Origin of the sequence: Curtobacterium sp. PhB130 (assembly GCF_003755165.1) — a bacterium.
In the GTDB taxonomy this organism is placed as follows: Bacteria; Actinomycetota; Actinomycetes; order Actinomycetales; family Microbacteriaceae; genus Curtobacterium.
The window spans coordinates 361322-375585 of record NZ_RKII01000009.1; the positions used below are offsets into that span (position 1 = coordinate 361322).

Annotated in this window: 15 protein-coding genes; 10 read left to right on the forward strand and 5 right to left on the reverse strand. The window is 72.8% G+C overall.

The features are described 5' to 3' along the window. Positions 1-14 precede the first annotated feature (14 nt). From EDF24_RS15175 to EDF24_RS15185, 3 genes are all read left to right on the forward strand, one after another. The gene (locus tag EDF24_RS15175) at positions 15-1001 is read left to right on the forward strand and encodes a Gfo/Idh/MocA family protein (RefSeq protein ID WP_123703923.1); all 987 of its coding nucleotides are present in this window, start codon (positions 15-17) and stop codon (positions 999-1001) included. A gap of 40 nt (positions 1002-1041) precedes the next feature. Continuing rightward, entirely contained in the window at positions 1042-2061 is a 1020-nt protein-coding gene (locus EDF24_RS15180) for a Gfo/Idh/MocA family protein (protein ID WP_123703924.1), read from the forward strand. A 176-nt stretch (positions 2062-2237) separates the two neighbouring features. Further along, on the forward strand, positions 2238-3137 hold the full coding sequence (locus EDF24_RS15185; RefSeq protein WP_123703926.1) for an SDR family oxidoreductase: 900 nt from the start codon (positions 2238-2240) through the stop codon (positions 3135-3137). A 34-nt stretch (positions 3138-3171) separates the two neighbouring features. Here the strand turns inward: EDF24_RS15185 and EDF24_RS15190 are convergent, their stop codons facing one another. Beyond that, positions 3172-3393: a hypothetical protein gene (locus EDF24_RS15190; RefSeq protein ID WP_123653195.1), complete on the reverse strand. Its 222-nt coding sequence runs from the start codon at positions 3391-3393 to the stop codon at positions 3172-3174. Then, positions 3390-4559, reverse strand: coding sequence for an MFS transporter (locus EDF24_RS15195; protein ID WP_185021682.1), 1170 nt, complete (start codon positions 4557-4559; stop codon positions 3390-3392). Before EDF24_RS15195 ends, EDF24_RS15190 begins: the two co-directional genes overlap by 4 nt. A gap of 23 nt (positions 4560-4582) precedes the next feature. On the opposite strand from EDF24_RS15195, the gene EDF24_RS15200 reads away from it, so the two are divergent. Next, the gene (locus EDF24_RS15200; protein ID WP_123704122.1) at positions 4583-5197 is read left to right on the forward strand and encodes a TetR/AcrR family transcriptional regulator; all 615 of its coding nucleotides are present in this window, start codon (positions 4583-4585) and stop codon (positions 5195-5197) included. On the opposite strand, the gene EDF24_RS15205 is transcribed toward EDF24_RS15200, so the two are convergent. Both EDF24_RS15205 and EDF24_RS15210 read right to left on the reverse strand, forming a co-directional pair. Beyond that, positions 5130-5927: an SDR family NAD(P)-dependent oxidoreductase gene (locus tag EDF24_RS15205; protein ID WP_123704124.1), complete on the reverse strand. Its 798-nt coding sequence runs from the start codon at positions 5925-5927 to the stop codon at positions 5130-5132. The two genes, EDF24_RS15200 and EDF24_RS15205, sit on opposite strands and share 68 nt — an antisense overlap. Positions 5928-5972: 45 nt before the next feature. Beyond that, positions 5973-6815 (reverse strand): alpha/beta fold hydrolase, encoded by an 843-nt coding sequence (locus tag EDF24_RS15210; protein ID WP_185021683.1) that lies wholly within the window; start codon positions 6813-6815, stop codon positions 5973-5975. Positions 6816-6930: 115 nt separating this feature from the next. Between EDF24_RS15210 and EDF24_RS15215 the strand changes: the two genes are divergently transcribed. The 6 genes from EDF24_RS15215 to EDF24_RS15240 all read left to right on the forward strand — a co-directional run bounded on the left by EDF24_RS15215 (position 6931) and on the right by EDF24_RS15240 (position 13300). Then, complete coding sequence (locus EDF24_RS15215; RefSeq protein WP_123703933.1) at positions 6931-7980, forward strand: zinc-binding dehydrogenase; 1050 nt, start codon at positions 6931-6933, stop codon at positions 7978-7980. 84 nt (positions 7981-8064) lie between these two features. Beyond that, positions 8065-9504, forward strand: coding sequence for an ABC transporter permease (locus EDF24_RS15220; protein WP_123703935.1), 1440 nt, complete (start codon positions 8065-8067; stop codon positions 9502-9504). A gap of 35 nt (positions 9505-9539) precedes the next feature. Beyond that, a complete protein-coding gene (locus EDF24_RS15225; protein WP_148070908.1) occupies positions 9540-10379 on the forward strand; it encodes a phosphatase PAP2 family protein in 840 nt (279 codons plus the stop codon). A gap of 33 nt (positions 10380-10412) precedes the next feature. Then, positions 10413-11279 carry a LysR family transcriptional regulator gene (locus EDF24_RS15230; RefSeq protein WP_123653187.1) on the forward strand — a complete coding sequence of 289 codons (867 nt, stop codon included), beginning with the start codon at positions 10413-10415 and terminating at the stop codon, positions 11277-11279. A 47-nt stretch (positions 11280-11326) separates the two neighbouring features. After that, positions 11327-12625: an FAD/NAD(P)-binding protein gene (locus EDF24_RS15235; RefSeq protein WP_123703939.1), complete on the forward strand. Its 1299-nt coding sequence runs from the start codon at positions 11327-11329 to the stop codon at positions 12623-12625. Between the two features lie 234 nt (positions 12626-12859). Beyond that, a complete protein-coding gene (locus EDF24_RS15240; RefSeq protein ID WP_123703941.1) occupies positions 12860-13300 on the forward strand; it encodes a hypothetical protein in 441 nt (146 codons plus the stop codon). A 49-nt stretch (positions 13301-13349) separates the two neighbouring features. Here the strand turns inward: EDF24_RS15240 and EDF24_RS15245 are convergent, their stop codons facing one another. After that, a complete protein-coding gene (locus EDF24_RS15245) occupies positions 13350-14171 on the reverse strand; it encodes an alpha/beta fold hydrolase (RefSeq protein ID WP_123653184.1) in 822 nt (273 codons plus the stop codon). Between the last annotated feature and the right edge of the window lie 93 nt (positions 14172-14264).

Below are 14264 nucleotides of genomic sequence, written 5' to 3' on the forward strand. Positions count from 1 at the left end.
CGCGAAAGGCAACCATGCCCAGCACCACCACACCGATCCGCGTCGCCGTCCTCGGCTTCTGGCACGTCCACGCCGGCGACTACGCCCGCCAGACCGTCGAGCACCCCGGCACCGAGCTCGTCGCCGTGTGGGACGACGACATCGCCCGCGGGCAGGAGGGAGCAGCGCAGTTCGGCGTCGAGTTCACCGACGACCTCGACGCCCTGCTCGCCCGCGACGACGTCGACGCGGTCACGATCACCACGTCCACCGACGTGCACCGCGACGTCATCACCCGCGCAGCCCGCGCCGGCAAGCACGTCTTCACCGAGAAGCTCCTCGCCCCGACGGTGGAGGAGTGCGAGGAGATCGTCGCCACCTGCGACGCCGCCGGGGTCAAGCTCATCGTCTCGCTCCCCCGCCTGTACCACGGGTACACGCAGGCGATCCTCGACGAGATCGCGTCGGGCCGCCTCGGCGAGGTCAACCACGCCCGCGTCCGGCTCTCCCACGACGGCGCGGTCCGGCCGTGGCTGCCGGAGCGATTCTTCGACCCGTCGACCGCGATCGGCGGCGCACTCACCGACCTCGGCTGCCACCCCGTGTACCTCACGCAGCTGTTCCTCGGCGCCCGCCCCGACACGGTCGAGGCCGTCTACCGCTCCGTCACCGGCCGTGCCGTCGAGGACCACGCCGTCGTCACCGTCGGCTACCCCTCGCAGGCCATCGGCATCATCGAGGCCGGCTTCGTCGCGGGCACCCCGTTCACGATCGACGTGGCCGGGACCGCTGGCTGGCTCTCGTTCTCCGACCTGGAGGCCCGGCTCACCGCCGGCGGGTCGGCCTACGGCGACGAGCCGGTCACCATCCCGGTCCCCGAGGACGCGCAGGACGCCTTCGGCCAGTGGGTGGACCACATCACCGCCGGCACACGTGCCGACGACAACATCGCGCGCGCCGTCGAGCTCACGAGGCTCGTCGTCGCCGCGAACGAGGCGGCTCGGACCCCCGTCGCCGCCTGACCGACCACCAGTACGCCCCCCAGCACCAACAGGAGTCACCATGTCCACCGACACCATCCGCGTCGGACTCATCGGCGGCGGCGGGATCGCCACCGTCCACATCAACGGGTACGCCCAGCACCCGGACCTCATCCGCATCACCGCGGTGGCGGACGCCTTCGAGGCCACCGCGTCCGCACGCGGCGACGAGCTCGGCGTGCCGTCCTTCACCGACTACCGGGAGATGCTCGAGCGCGCCGACATCGACGCCGTCGACATCTGCCTGCCGCACCACCTGCACCGTGACGCCATCGTCGCCGCGGCGCAGGCCGGCAAGCACGTCCTCTGCGAGAAGCCCCTCTGCCTCACCCCGGAGGAAGCACGCGACGTGCAGGCCGCGATCGCCGAGGCCGGCGTCACCCTGATGTGCGCCCACAACCAGCTGTTCATGCCCGCCGTCGCCCGCGCCAAGGAACTCATCGACAGCGGCGCGCTCGGCACCGTGTACGAGGTCCGCACCACGGACAGCTTCCGCAACCACTTCGACCCGTCGAACATGGGCTGGCGTGCACACGCGTCGACGAGCGGCGGCGGGGAGCTCATCGACACCGGCTACCACCCCAGCTACCTGATGATGCACCTCGCCGGCGGCGTCCCGGTGCAGGCAACCGCGATGCTCTCCACGCACCGCCTGACGTTCATGGAGGGCGAGGACTCCGCGCAGGCGTTGTTCCGCTTCGACAACGGCGCCGTCGGCCAGCTCGTCACGAGCTGGGCCTACGAGCCGGCCGCCGGGACGGAACGGTTCAGCGTCGTCGGGGAGCTCGGGTCCCTGACGAGCGACGGCACCACCCTGCGGTGGGACCTGCTCGACGGCACCAGCGAGACCGTCACGTTCGAGGAGGTCGACACCTTCGCGGCGGAGATCGGCGCGTTCGGGGCGTGCCTCCGGGACGGCACCCGACCGATCCACACCGAGCGTGAGGGCATCGCGGTGCTCGGCATGATCCTCGCCGCGTACGAGGGCGCCCGCGCGGGCAGCATCGCCGCGGTGCTGCAGGTCGACCCCGTCTCCGCCTGACCCCGGTTCCGGACGACCCCGGTTCTGGCTGATCAGGTCCACGAAAGCGACAGTGCTCGTCGGTCCAGCGCCGAGCACTGTCGCTTTTGCGTACTCCCCCGCGGCGCCGACCTCGCTGGACGTGTTCCGAGGGCCACCCGGGTTCGCTGGGCGTCGAACGAATTGGAGGCCAACTGATGCCCACCGACCAGTACGAGTTCGGCGACCCCCGCTCGCGCTACCCCGATGTCAGCCCGCAGCCGCAGACGCAGGCCGAGCCGGGCCTCCAGTCCAGGATGACGCCGGTCCCGGACCTCGGCGAGTCGAGCTACCGCGGGACCGGCCGGCTCGCCGGCCGGAAGGCCCTGATCACCGGGGCGGACTCCGGGATCGGCGGCGCCGTCGCCATCGCGTTCGCCCGTGAGGGCGCCGACGTGGCGCTCGCCTACCTGCCGGACGAGCAGGAGGACGCCGACCACGTCATCGAACAGATCCGCGCGGCCGGACGCACGGCGGTCGCGATCCCCGGCGACCTGCGGGACCGCTCCTACGCGGGACGGCTCGTCGAGGAGGCCGTGGCCGGGCTCGGCGGGATCGACGCCCTGGTCAGCGTCGCCGGCAAGCAGCGCTGGCAGCCGGACGTGCTCGACGTCACCGACGAGCAGTTCGAGGAGACGTTCGACGTCAACGTGTTCGCCCTGTTCCGACTCGTGAAGGCGGCACTGCCCCACCTGCACCCGGGGGCGACGATCACCACGACCGCGTCGATGGAGGCGTACAAGCCCGCCCCGGACCGCCTCGACTACGCGGCGACGAAGGGCGCGATCAACAACCTCTCGAAGGGGCTCTCACAGCTGCTCGTCGAGCGCGGCATCCGCGTGAACGTCGTCGCCCCGGGACCGACCTGGTCGGTGCTGCAGGTCACCGGCGGCGTCGACCCGGAGTCGCTGCCCGAGTTCGGCAGCAGCGAGTCGCCGATGGGCCGCGCCGGGCAGCCGGCGGAGCTCGCACCCGCGTACGTCTTCCTGGCGTCGCAGGAATCGAGCTACGTCGCGGGTGAGACGCTGAACGTGAACGGCGGCATGGTCACACCCTGACCGCGCACCACATCCGAGCGCGGCCGGTCCTGGTTCAGGGCCGGTCGCGTTCCGTGTGCCGGGTGTACAGCAGGAACGCGATGTGCCCGAGGAGCGCGATCCCGAAGAAGACGAGCGCGACCGCCCACACGCGCGCCAGGGTGCGGTCGCCGACGACGAGCAGCACGATGCAGGTGATCACGGCGGCGGACAGCACGCCGACCTGGATCGTCGACCACGTGGTCCGCCACTTCGGCTGCTGGGGTTGTCCGTTCACGGGAGACCATCCTGCCGTACCGCTCGTCGCGTCGGGTGTGCCCGGCGTGTGGCGAGGGTCGGGACCACCACTCCCAGCGCGGTGACGGCCGCGGCGAGGACGAACATCACCCCGTAGCCCGCGGTGTCCACGACGACGCCGGCAGCGGCGGCGCCCAGTGCCTGCCCGAGCACGAGGGTGACGAACAGCATCGAGGTGCCCGACGGCGCGTGCTCCTGATCGAGTTCGCTCGTCCAGGCGATCAACGCCCCGGTGGCGGCCGTGTAGCCCCAGCCGAACAGCACGCACGCCACGATCGCGACGGGGACCACCGTGGGTGCGACGCCGAGCGCGAGGGTGCCGACCACCACGCCGAGCGCGGTGACGGCCCACGCCCGCGACGGCGACCGCCGACCGATCCACCGCTCCGTCACGATCACGGCGGCGCCACCGAGACCCAGCGCGATCCAGGCCAGCACCGAGGTGGTGCGGTCGGCACCGCTCGCGATCAGCACCGCGCGGCCGGAGTTCCAGACGGCGGCGGACCCGGCGCCGAGCAGGAGCGCCCCGAGGAGGAGTCCGCGGTGCCGCGACCACCAGTCGCCGGACGGCAGGGACGGCCGCTCGCTCGGCGCGCCCGGCGCTGCGCGGTCCGACCACAGCACCGCCGCGCCGGCCAGGAACGCGCACACGGCGCTGATCACCCACGCGGTCCGCCACTCCGGCAGCAGCACGAGCGCGAGGACGCCCGCCACGACGAGCCCCGGCCCGGTCCCCGCGTTGACGATCGACTGCGTCCGGGCGACCGCATCGGCGCGGGTGTTGCGGACGACGAGGCGGACGAGTGCCGGCGAGGCGAGCCCGGCACCCGCGGACGCGAGCACCGCGGCTGCCCCGAACACGGCGCTGTTCCCGCTCGCGGCGACCCCGGCCGACCCGATGCCCGCCGTGGCCGCCGCGAGCACCACGAGCGATCGCGGGTACCGGGACGCCAGGAGGAACCCCGCGACCGCACCGACGCAGTACATGACCGAGGCGCCGGCGGAGATCCACCCGGCCCCGGTCGAGCCGAGGTGCAGGTCCGCCTGCACGTCCGGCAACACCAGGCCGTACGCGAGGCGGACGAGTCCGTACGTCACGGCGATGAGCGCGGTGGCGGCCGGCACGAACAAAAACGATCGTTTCACTTTTCGGAGTCTAGGGTGCTGGCATGGCCATGCGTTCAGGGACGGAGCAGAAGCTGCTCGACGCCGCGGAGGAGCTCTTCTTCGCCCACGGCATCGCGGCGACCTCCGTGGACGCCGTCCTCGAGCGCGCCGGGGTCTCCTCGGCGACGCTGTACCGGGGGTACGCGAGCAAGGAGTCCCTGGTGGCCGCGACACTGGCGCGCCGGCACCGGGACTGGGAGGACACCTGGGCCGCCGCGGTCGCGCGCCGGACCGATCCGCTCGAGCGGCTGCTGGCCGTCTTCGACGCGCTCGACGCGTTCCGCACCCGGTCCGACGCCTCCCGGTGGTGCGCGTTCCTCGGCACGGCCTCGGAGTACGCAGACGCTCCCGCCGAGATCCGCGCGGTGCTCGACACCGAGACGTCGGGGCTCCGGACCCGCCTGACCGCGCTCGCCTCGCCGCTAGTCGGTGACCGGGCCGCCGCGGTCGGCGAGCAGCTGACGCTCGTCGTCTCCGGCACGCTGGCGATGCGCCTGCGCGACCCCGGCTACGACACGACGGTCGCCCGCGTGGTCGCCGCGGCGCTCATCACCGGTGGCGGACACCCTCCCCGGCGAGCACGGCACGGTAGCCCTCGCGGTACGTCGGGTACGTGAACGTGAACCCGGTCGACCGCAGCACCGCGTTCGACAGGGGCACACCGCCACCCACGCCCGCTGCTGGTGCGACCTCGAGCGACACCCCGAGCGAGGCGGCCAGGAACCGGTACACCTCGTCGAGCCGGACGGGCTGGTCGTCCGTGCCGATCACGAGCGGCGGCAGGTCGTCCAGCGACGCGAGGTGCACGAGCGCGGCAGCAGCGTCGTCGCGGTGGATCCGGTTGGTCATCCGGGAGCCGTCCGGTGTCGGCGCGAGCACCGCGGTCCCGGTCCGCACCTGGTCGACGAGTCGGGTGCGACCAGGTCCGTAGATCCCGGACAGGCGCACGACGGTGCCACCCGGCACCCGCGAGCGCAGCAACGCTTCGGCCTCGAGCAGCACGTCGCCAGTCGGACTGCCGCCGGTCGCCGAGGTGGACGAGACGAGGAGCACCCGCGGCGACGCCCCGGCCGCATCGACCCCGTCGAGCACGTTCCGGAGCCCGTCGACGTACGTCGCGCGGTACTCCTCGACGTCGCGCGACCCCGCGGCGAGCGCGACGACGAGCACCGACGTGTCGGCGTCGATCGCCGGGACGGAACCCCGGAGATCCGCAGTACGGCCCTCGATCGGCGCCGGGACCAGCTCGGCGCGACGCCGCAGCCCCACCACCCGGTGCCCCGCCTCCGCGAACCGCAGCCCCGTCTCGATGCCGAGGTCGCCGCAGCCCGCGATCGTCACAGTCACGCCCACGACCCTACGGCCCGCGCCGCGGCGTGGGTCGTCGTCGCGTCAGCGCGGCAGCGTGTCCCGCACCAGGCCCGCGACGAGGTCGGGCTGCTCGAGCCCCGGTAGGTGCGCCACGCCGGGGAGCACCCGCGCCGGCCCTTGGTCGAGCCGCCGCGCGATCTCCGCGTAGAACGGCAGGTCCGCGGGGATGTCGAGGTCGCCCCACGTGCACGTCACCGGGGCGGACACCTCGCCGAGGCGCGTCCAGGCCTCGATGCCGTTGTCCCCCGCCGAGTCCGGCGCGCCCACCTCGAGGATCCGCCGGTTCATGTCCGCGAACAGCTCCCGGGGCGCGCCGCCGACGCGTCCCTCGGGTGCCACGGGCCCGTCGAGCCACAGGTGCGCGAGGGCGGCGATCCGGGCCTCGACGTCCGCTGAAGCGTCCTCGGCACGGTCGAGCAGGGGCTCCGTCGCGGGGTCGAGCTCCCAGTCGAACGGGGTGTCGTCGTCGGTCATGCCGGACACCCCGGCGCCGATGAGCAGGAGCCCGGTGACCCGCTCGGGCAGGAGCAGCGCCGCGTCGAGCGCGAGCGCCCCGCCCATCGAGTTCCCGACCAGGAACACCCGGTCGAGCCCGAGTGCGTCGAGGACCGTGAGCAGGTCCGCCGCGTGCGTGAACGAGGCCGGGTCAGCAGCGGCGGGTGTCTCGCCGTACCCACGGCGGTCGTAGGCGACCAGGTCGAGGTCGTCGTCGTCGTCGTTGAGGAGCGCGGCGACCGCGTCCCACGACCTGCGGTCGGCGACCCCGGCGTGCAGGAACACGACGGCCTGGCCGCCGCCGTGGCGGCGGGTCACCGCGATCGCGGTGCCGTCGGGGGTGGTGACGGTCTGCTGCGTTGCATCCATGGCCCTGAACCTAGCCATCAACCGGACGGGAGGCACGGGTCGGGCCCGCCCCGTGCCTCCCGTCCGCCGTCGCCGTCCGCGGACTAAACGACGCCTGTCGGATTACTGTGGCGGTATGACCTCCAGTTTCGCCCACGTCGTCGAACCCGACACCCTGACCGTCGACCACGAGGAGGTCGCTGCTCCCCCAGCCGGCCGGGTCGTCGTCCGGGTGCGCTACGTCGGCGTCTGCGGGACGGACGTGCACGGTTTCCAGGCGCCGGAGTTCCTGCCGCCCGCGGTCTTCGGGCACGAGTGGACCGGCACGGTCACCGCCGTCGGTGAGGGCGTCTCGACCATCCAGGTCGGGCAGCGCGTCGTCGCGAGCGTCGGTCCCGCGTGCGGGCGCTGCGCGTACTGCCGCGCCGGCCAGACGGACCAGTGCGAGCTCGTGTACCAGGAGGCGAACGGCATCGACCCGGACGCTCCGGCACACGGGGCGTTCGCGACCGAGGTCGTCGTCTCGGAGCGCCGCGTGCAGCCGCTGCTCGACGGGCTCACGGACGAGCAGGCCGGCCTCGTCGAGCCGACCACCGTCACGTTCCACGCCGTCCGCCGCGCGGGACAGCGACTCGGTGCCGTCGTGGTCGTGCAGGGCGCCGGTCCGATCGGTCTGCTCACCGCCCAGCACGCGCGGCATGCCGGGGCCCGCACCGTGATCGTCGTCGAGCCGAACGCAGCACGACGCGCCACGGCGACGGCGCTCGGCTTCGATGCGGTCTTCGCGCCCGGCGACGACTTCCGCGCGCACCTGCAGCGCGTCAGCGACGGGCTCGGGGCCGACGTCCTCTACGAGTGCACCGGAGCGCCGACGCTGTTCCAGGCGTCCGCGGAGCTGGTTCGTCGGGGCGGCACGCTCGCGCTGCTCGGGTACCCGATGACGACTTCCGAGGTGAGCTACGGCGACTGGCAGAGCCGGCAGCTGACCGTGATCGGCTCGCTCGCCTACACCCACGAGGACTTCGTCGGGGCGATGGCGGCGATCGCGTCGGGCGCGGTCGACGTCGACGTGCTGCACACCGCCACCGTCGGACTGGACGGGCTCGAGGCCGTGCTCCGGGACCTCGGGAGCGGGACGAGCAAGGAGACCAAGGTGCTGGTCGACCCGACGCTCGGTCGCTCTTAGGCGGTCCTCCGGCGGCTGCCGGGTCGCTGCCCGTCCCCGTTCGTAGCGTCGGGCATCCGCCGACCCACCGAACCGGGAGTCCAGATGTTCCTCGCGTACCTCCGACGAGAACTCGTCAACAGGAAGAAGCAGAGCGTCGTCATCGCGCTGGGCATGGCCCTCGCGATCGCGCTCGTCATCGTCGTCAGCGGGTTCTCCGCCGGTGTGGCGAAGGCCCAGTCCACCGCGCTCGAGTCGGTGTACGGCGTCGGCACGGACATCACCGTCACGCAGGCGGCGACGGCAGGTTCCGGCGGGCCGCAGCAGTTCGACTTCGGGTCCGGCGACGGGTCGACCGACGACTCCAGCGGGGACACGAGCGTGGCGAAGAGCACACTCTCCGCGGCGATGGGCACCGCGACCTACAGTGCGAGTGCGCTGACGAAGGTCGAGGCGATCGACGGGGTCAGCGCGGCGACCGCGACGCTGTCGCTGCAGAACAGTTCGTTCTCCGGGTCGATCGGGAAGGCGCCGACGTCCGGCTCGACGGCCGCACCGTCGTCCGGGTCGACCGCGGCTCCGTCGGCGTCCGGGACCGGGGACAGCTCCTTCAGCGTCGACTCCTTCACGGTGACGGGCATCTCCACCGCCGCGACGACGGTCGGTCCGATGTCCTCGACGGAGCTCTCCGGTGGCCGGTACCTGAAGTCGAGCGACGACGGCGAGGACGTGGTCGTGCTCGACAGCACCTACGCCACCGGTGCCGACCTCGACGTGGGTGACACGCTCGACATCGGCGGCACCACGTTCAGCGTCGTCGGCATCGTGGCATCGACGTCGTCGGACTCCGCCACCGCGACCGACACGTACATCCCGCTCGACACCGCCCAGGCGCTCTCCGGTCTGACGGGGAAAATCAGCGACATCTCCGTCGCCGCGACCTCCGCGTCCGATGTCAGCACCGTCAAGGCCGCCATCGAGAAGGCCCTGCCGAAGGCGACGGTCTCCACGCAGGCCGACCTCGCGTCGAGCATCTCCGGGTCGCTGGCGACGGTGTCGAACCTGCTGTCGAACCTCGGGACCTGGCTGTCCCTGCTCGTCCTCGCGGCGGCGTTCGCGATCGCGATCCTGTTCACCGTGTCCGGTGTGACCCGGCGCACGCGGGAGTTCGGCACGCTGAAGGCGATCGGGTGGTCGAACGGCCGGATCGTCCGGCAGGTCGCCGGCGAGTCGATGGTGACCGGGCTCATCGGCGGCGCGATCGGTGCGGCGGCGGGGATCATCGGGATCATCGTCGTCAACGTCATCGCCCCGACGCTCTCCACCGCCTCCACGACGGCGGGCGGCGGTGCCGGTGCCGGTGGTCCGGGGGCAGCCGCGTCGTCGAGCGTGGCGAGCGACATCGTCCTGCAGATCCCGATCACGGCGGGGATCGTCCTCGTCGCCGTCGGACTCTCCGTCCTCGGCGGATCACTCGCCGGCGCCTTCGGCGGGTGGCGCGCATCCCGACTGCGTCCGGCGGCCGCGCTGCGCAGCGTCGCGTGAGCACGCGCGACCTCGGGTCGGGCCATGGTGGTGGGATGACCGACGCCGCGTCCACCAGCCCGACCCCCCACGACCGGCGGATCGGCCGTCGCGACCTCACCGAGTGGCGCAGCCGCGCCGGCAGGCGCCTGGCGTCGCGACACCAGCGGGTCGCCGACCGGATCGGCGCCCGGCGTGCCCTCGTCGCGACCCTCGCCGTCGGCGGCAGCATCGCCGTCGCGGCGACGGCCGGTGCGGCGTACATCTACGACGGGGTCACCGGCAAGGACGGCATCGCGAGCCTCGACCGTCCGGTGCTCGAGCGGGCCAAGCGGCTCCGTTCCCCGGTCGCCGACGGTGCCGCCGCGGGCATCGCGCACGTCTTCGGCCCCGTCGCGATGCCGGCGTTGACCATCGGGTCGGCGGTCGCGTTCGCGGTCCGGGAGCGCCGCGCGAGCCCCGTGGTGCTCCTCGTCGCCGCGGGAGCCGGTTCGCTCGCGATGACCCTCGTCGGCAAGGACCTCATCAAGCGGAACCGGCCGCACCGCCGCGACGCCATCCCGCCGTTCGAGAAGTCCCCGTCGTTCCCGTCCGGGCACACCCTGAACGCGACGACGATCCTCGGGGTCCTGGCCTACCTGTTCGCGCTCCGGCAACGGGACGACGGCCCGCAGGCGGTGGTGATCGGGGCAGCGGCCGGCACGGCCGTCACGGTCGGTCTGTCCCGGGTGCTGCTCGGCGCGCACTGGTTCACCGACGTCGCGGTGGGCTGGGTCACCGGCGCGGGCTGGCTGTCCCTGATCATCACGAGCCACCGCCTGTACCTCAGCGCACAGGACGACGAGCACCCGAGGGAGGACCGGGAGCCCATCGGATCCCCCGCGCAGGCCGGGTAGGGTCATCACGATCCACGATGAGAGGACGGCCCGGTGTTCGAGACGACACTGCTGCAGACGTTCCTGGCGATCGAGCGCACCGGCGGGTTCACCGCCGCGGCGAAGGACCTCGGGATCCGCCAGTCCACCGTGAGCGGGCACGTCGCCCGGTTGGAGCAGCAGACCGGTCGGCAGCTGTTCCGCCGCGGCACGCAGACGGTCGAGCTCACCCCGGACGGCGTCGCGATGGTCCGCTTCGCCCGCGAGATCCTGGCCGCCCAGGGTCAGGCGGCCGCGTACTTCACCGACACCGGGCTCGCCGGCCACATCCGGTTCGGCGCGTCCGAGGACATCGTCGCCACCGGGCTGCCGGACATCCTGCTCGACTTCCGGACGGCGTTCCCGGCGGTCGACCTCGAGCTCCGCGTCGGGCTGACCGGTGAGCTCCGCGACGAGGTGCGGAACAACCGGCTCGACCTCGCGCTCGTGAAGCGCCGCCCGACCGAGGACGTCGGCGACCTGGTGTTCCGCGACGACCTGGTCTGGGCCGGGCGTCCGGACGACCGGGTCGTCCCCGGAGAACCGGTCCGCCTGGTGACCTACCCGGGGCCGAGCGTCACGCGGGAGGCCGCGATCGGCGCGCTCGAGCGCGCCGGGCTGCACTACCGGATCACGTGCGTCTCGGCGAGCCAGCAGGGCATCCGCGCCGCGGTCGCAGCGGGCCTCGGCGTCACGGTGCACGCCGGCGCCATCCTGCCGCCGGGACTCGTCCCCCTCGTCGGGCTCCCCGACCCCGGCCCCACCGAGTTCACCCTGGTGTCGCGGACGGGCCCGCCGAGCGTCGCGATGACCGAGCTGGTCCAGGCGATCCGGGTCGGCGCGGACCGCATCGTCGCCGCGCGGCCACGGGTGAGCCACTAGCGTCGGAGGAGACGCGTGCCGGAGGGTGCGCGGGAGCGGAGGAACACGTGACCGGGACGTCGATCGTCATCGTCGGTGGTGGAGCGAGCGCGGTGTACGTCGCGGTCGCGCTCGAGGAACGGTCGCTCGCCCGCGGGGCCGAGTCCCCCACGATCACCGTGGTCGCCGCGGAACCGACGATCGGACGGGGCGTGGCGTACGGCCGTGCCGACGAGCACCACCGGCTGAACAGCCCGGCGGGCAAGATGAGCGTCAGCGCCGAGGACGACACTCACTTCCTGCGCTGGGCCGCCGAGCACGGTCGCGAACTCGCCCCCGGGGACTTCGTCGAACGCCGGTTCTTCGGCGACTACCTCGAGGACGTCTGGGCGCGACTCGTCGCCCGGTCCGACGGCCGCGTGTGCGCCGTCCAGGGCGACGCCGTCGACCTCCGCGTGGACGACGCCGGGGCGTCGGTCACCCTCGCCGACGGCATCACCATCGATGCCGACGTCGCCGTCCTCGCCATCGGCAACCCGCCGCCCGCCACCTGGCAGACCGGAGCTGCGGTGCAGATCGACGACCCCTGGGCGCCGGGCGCGATCGCCGGGATCACGGCAGGAGCCTCCGTCCTGTTGATCGGGACCGGACTCACCATGGTCGACGTCGCCACGTCGCTCGCCCGTCGCGACGACGGCATCCGCCTCACCGCGACCAGCCGACACCTGCTCGTGCCGGCCGTGCACCTCGACTCCCCCGCCGCACCCGGACCGGGACTCTCCCCGGACGCGCGCTCCCTCGGTTCGCTCGCATCGGACCTGCGGGCACAGCTCGTCGCGGCCGACGCCGACGGCGCCCCCTGGCAGCCGGTCATCGACGGGATCCGCCCGCGGCTCATGGACCACTGGCTCGGACTCAGCGAGCCGGAACGGCGACGGTTCCTGTCGCACTTCGCACGACGGTGGGACGTGCACCGGCACCGGATGGCACCGTCCGTGCACGCCGAGCTCACCGCGCTCGTCGACGCCGGCACCCTGCGGTACGAGCGCGACGCGGACCCGGCGGCGTACGACGTCGTGGTGTTCTGCACGGGGCCGGCCGCGGTCACCACGCCGGGGTGGAGCCCGGTGGTGGACGCGCTCCTGGCGGCGGGGCGGATCGTGCCGGAGCCCGTCGGGCTCGGGCCGGACGCCGATGCGAGCGGGGCCCTCCGCGACGTGCACGGTGTGGCCGACGGGCGGCTGCTCGGGATCGGGCACGCGCTCCGTGGGGCGCTGTGGGAGACCACGGCGATCGGGGAGGTCCGGATCCTCGCGCAACGTGTTGCGGACCGGGCGCTGGACGTGGAGCGGGCGACGGTGGCCTGAACCGCCGACGCTGCGGCCGGGGCTGTGGGCCGGGGCCAGGACCGTCGGGCGGGGCCGCGGCGGGGGGCGGGCTGCGCGGCGCGGCGCGCTTGTTCCTGACCTCCTGGCGATCATGACAGTGACTGACGGGTTCTCCAGGAGCCGTCGAGGCTTGTCACCGCGCCCCGACTTCCGGGATGCTCTTCGGTGTGGGGCACCGAAGACGGTGCCGAATCAGGAATCGGAGAGCCACCCATGCACGGACGGTCCACCAAGGTCGGTGCAGCGATCACCGCCGTCCTCGTCGTCGCGGCGCTGACCGGATGTGCCAGCGCCGGCACGACCACGACCACGGCCGCAGCCCGCACCGCACCAGCCCACACTGCCTCCCCGACGACGACAGCCGCACCTGCGGGCGTGGACGCATCCGGTACCGGTCCGGAGGACGTCACCGTCCGCGTCCCCGCATCCCACCCCCGGTACCTGATGGCCGAGTTCGCCTGCTCGACCGGCACCGGCGGCTACACGCTGCAGGAGGATCCGCGGGTCTTCGAGCAGGACACCTGCTCCGGGCTGGACGACACGAGCGACTACCAGATCCCCCTGCCCGCCGGGTCGACGGTGCACCTGGACGTCCAGCTCCCGACGACGAGCCGCTTCACGCTCGTCGGGAGGTTCTGCAACGACGCGTGCTGAGCGCCGCGCCGAGGTGCGGCGGCCATCGACCGGCCGCCGCACTCCGGACTCAGCGCAGCCAGGCCAGGATGTCCGCGTTGATCGTGTCGGCCTCCGTCGTCGGCATCCCGTGCGGGAAGCCCGGGTAGGCCTTCAGCGTGCCGTTCTGGACGAGCTCCGCCGAGAGCGGGCCGGCGTCCGCGAACGGGACGATCTGGTCGTCCTCCCCGTGCATGACGAGGGTGGGGACGCTGATCTTCTTCAGGTCCTCGGTGAAGTCGGTCTGCGAGAACGCCACGATCCCGTCGTAGTGCGCCTTCGCGCCGCCCATCATCCCCTGGCGCCACCAGTTCTGGATGATCGCCTCCGACGGCTCGACGCCCGGACGGTTGTAGCCGTAGAACGGGCCGGAGGGCAGCGCGCGGTAGAAGTTCGACCGGTTCGCGGCGAGCTGCGCCTGCAGGTCGTCGAAGACGCTCTTCGGAAGGCCTCCGGGGTTCGCGTCGGTCTGCACCATGATCGGCGGCACGGCGCTGATCAGGACGGCCCGGGCGACCCGCTCCTCGCCGTACTGGGCGATGTAGTGGGCGACCTCACCGCCGCCGGTGGAGTGGCCGATGTGGATGGCATCGTGCAGGTCGAGGTGTTCCGTGAGCGCCGCGAGGTCGGCCGCGTAGTGGTCCATGTCGTGCCCGTCCGACGTCTGGGTCGAACGGCCGTGGCCGCGTCGGTCGTGCGCGATGACCCGGTAGCCCTGAGCCAGGAAGAACAGCATCTGCGTGTCCCAGTCATCGGCGGACAGCGGCCAGCCGTGGCTGAACACGATGGGCTGTCCCGAGCCCCAGTCCTTGAAGAAGATCTCGGTGCCGTCTGTCGTGGTGATCGTGCCCATGGACGTTCCTTCGTTCGCTTCGCCGCCAGCGCTGGCGGCTCTGGATGGGAGTGGACTCGGGGCTGCGCGCCGTGCCCACCGTCAGTGTGGCGA

Excerpts from the sequence above, each read along its gene's own strand:
- EDF24_RS15175 (WP_123703923.1), top strand. The coding sequence starts at position 15 with ATGCCCAGCACCACCACACCGATCCGCGTCGCCGTCCTCGGCTTCTGG.
- EDF24_RS15180 (WP_123703924.1), top strand. The coding sequence starts at position 1,042 with ATGTCCACCGACACCATCCGCGTCGGACTCATCGGCGGCGGCGGGATC.
- EDF24_RS15185 (WP_123703926.1), top strand. The coding sequence starts at position 2,238 with ATGCCCACCGACCAGTACGAGTTCGGCGACCCCCGCTCGCGCTACCCC.
- EDF24_RS15200 (WP_123704122.1), top strand. The coding sequence starts at position 4,583 with ATGGCCATGCGTTCAGGGACGGAGCAGAAGCTGCTCGACGCCGCGGAG.
- EDF24_RS15210 (WP_185021683.1), bottom strand. The coding sequence starts at position 6,815 with ATGGATGCAACGCAGCAGACCGTCACCACCCCCGACGGCACCGCGATC.
- EDF24_RS15215 (WP_123703933.1), top strand. The coding sequence starts at position 6,931 with ATGACCTCCAGTTTCGCCCACGTCGTCGAACCCGACACCCTGACCGTC.
- EDF24_RS15220 (WP_123703935.1), top strand. The coding sequence starts at position 8,065 with ATGTTCCTCGCGTACCTCCGACGAGAACTCGTCAACAGGAAGAAGCAG.
- EDF24_RS15225 (WP_148070908.1), top strand. The coding sequence starts at position 9,540 with ATGACCGACGCCGCGTCCACCAGCCCGACCCCCCACGACCGGCGGATC.
- EDF24_RS15240 (WP_123703941.1), top strand. The coding sequence starts at position 12,860 with ATGCACGGACGGTCCACCAAGGTCGGTGCAGCGATCACCGCCGTCCTC.
- EDF24_RS15245 (WP_123653184.1), bottom strand. The coding sequence starts at position 14,171 with ATGGGCACGATCACCACGACAGACGGCACCGAGATCTTCTTCAAGGAC.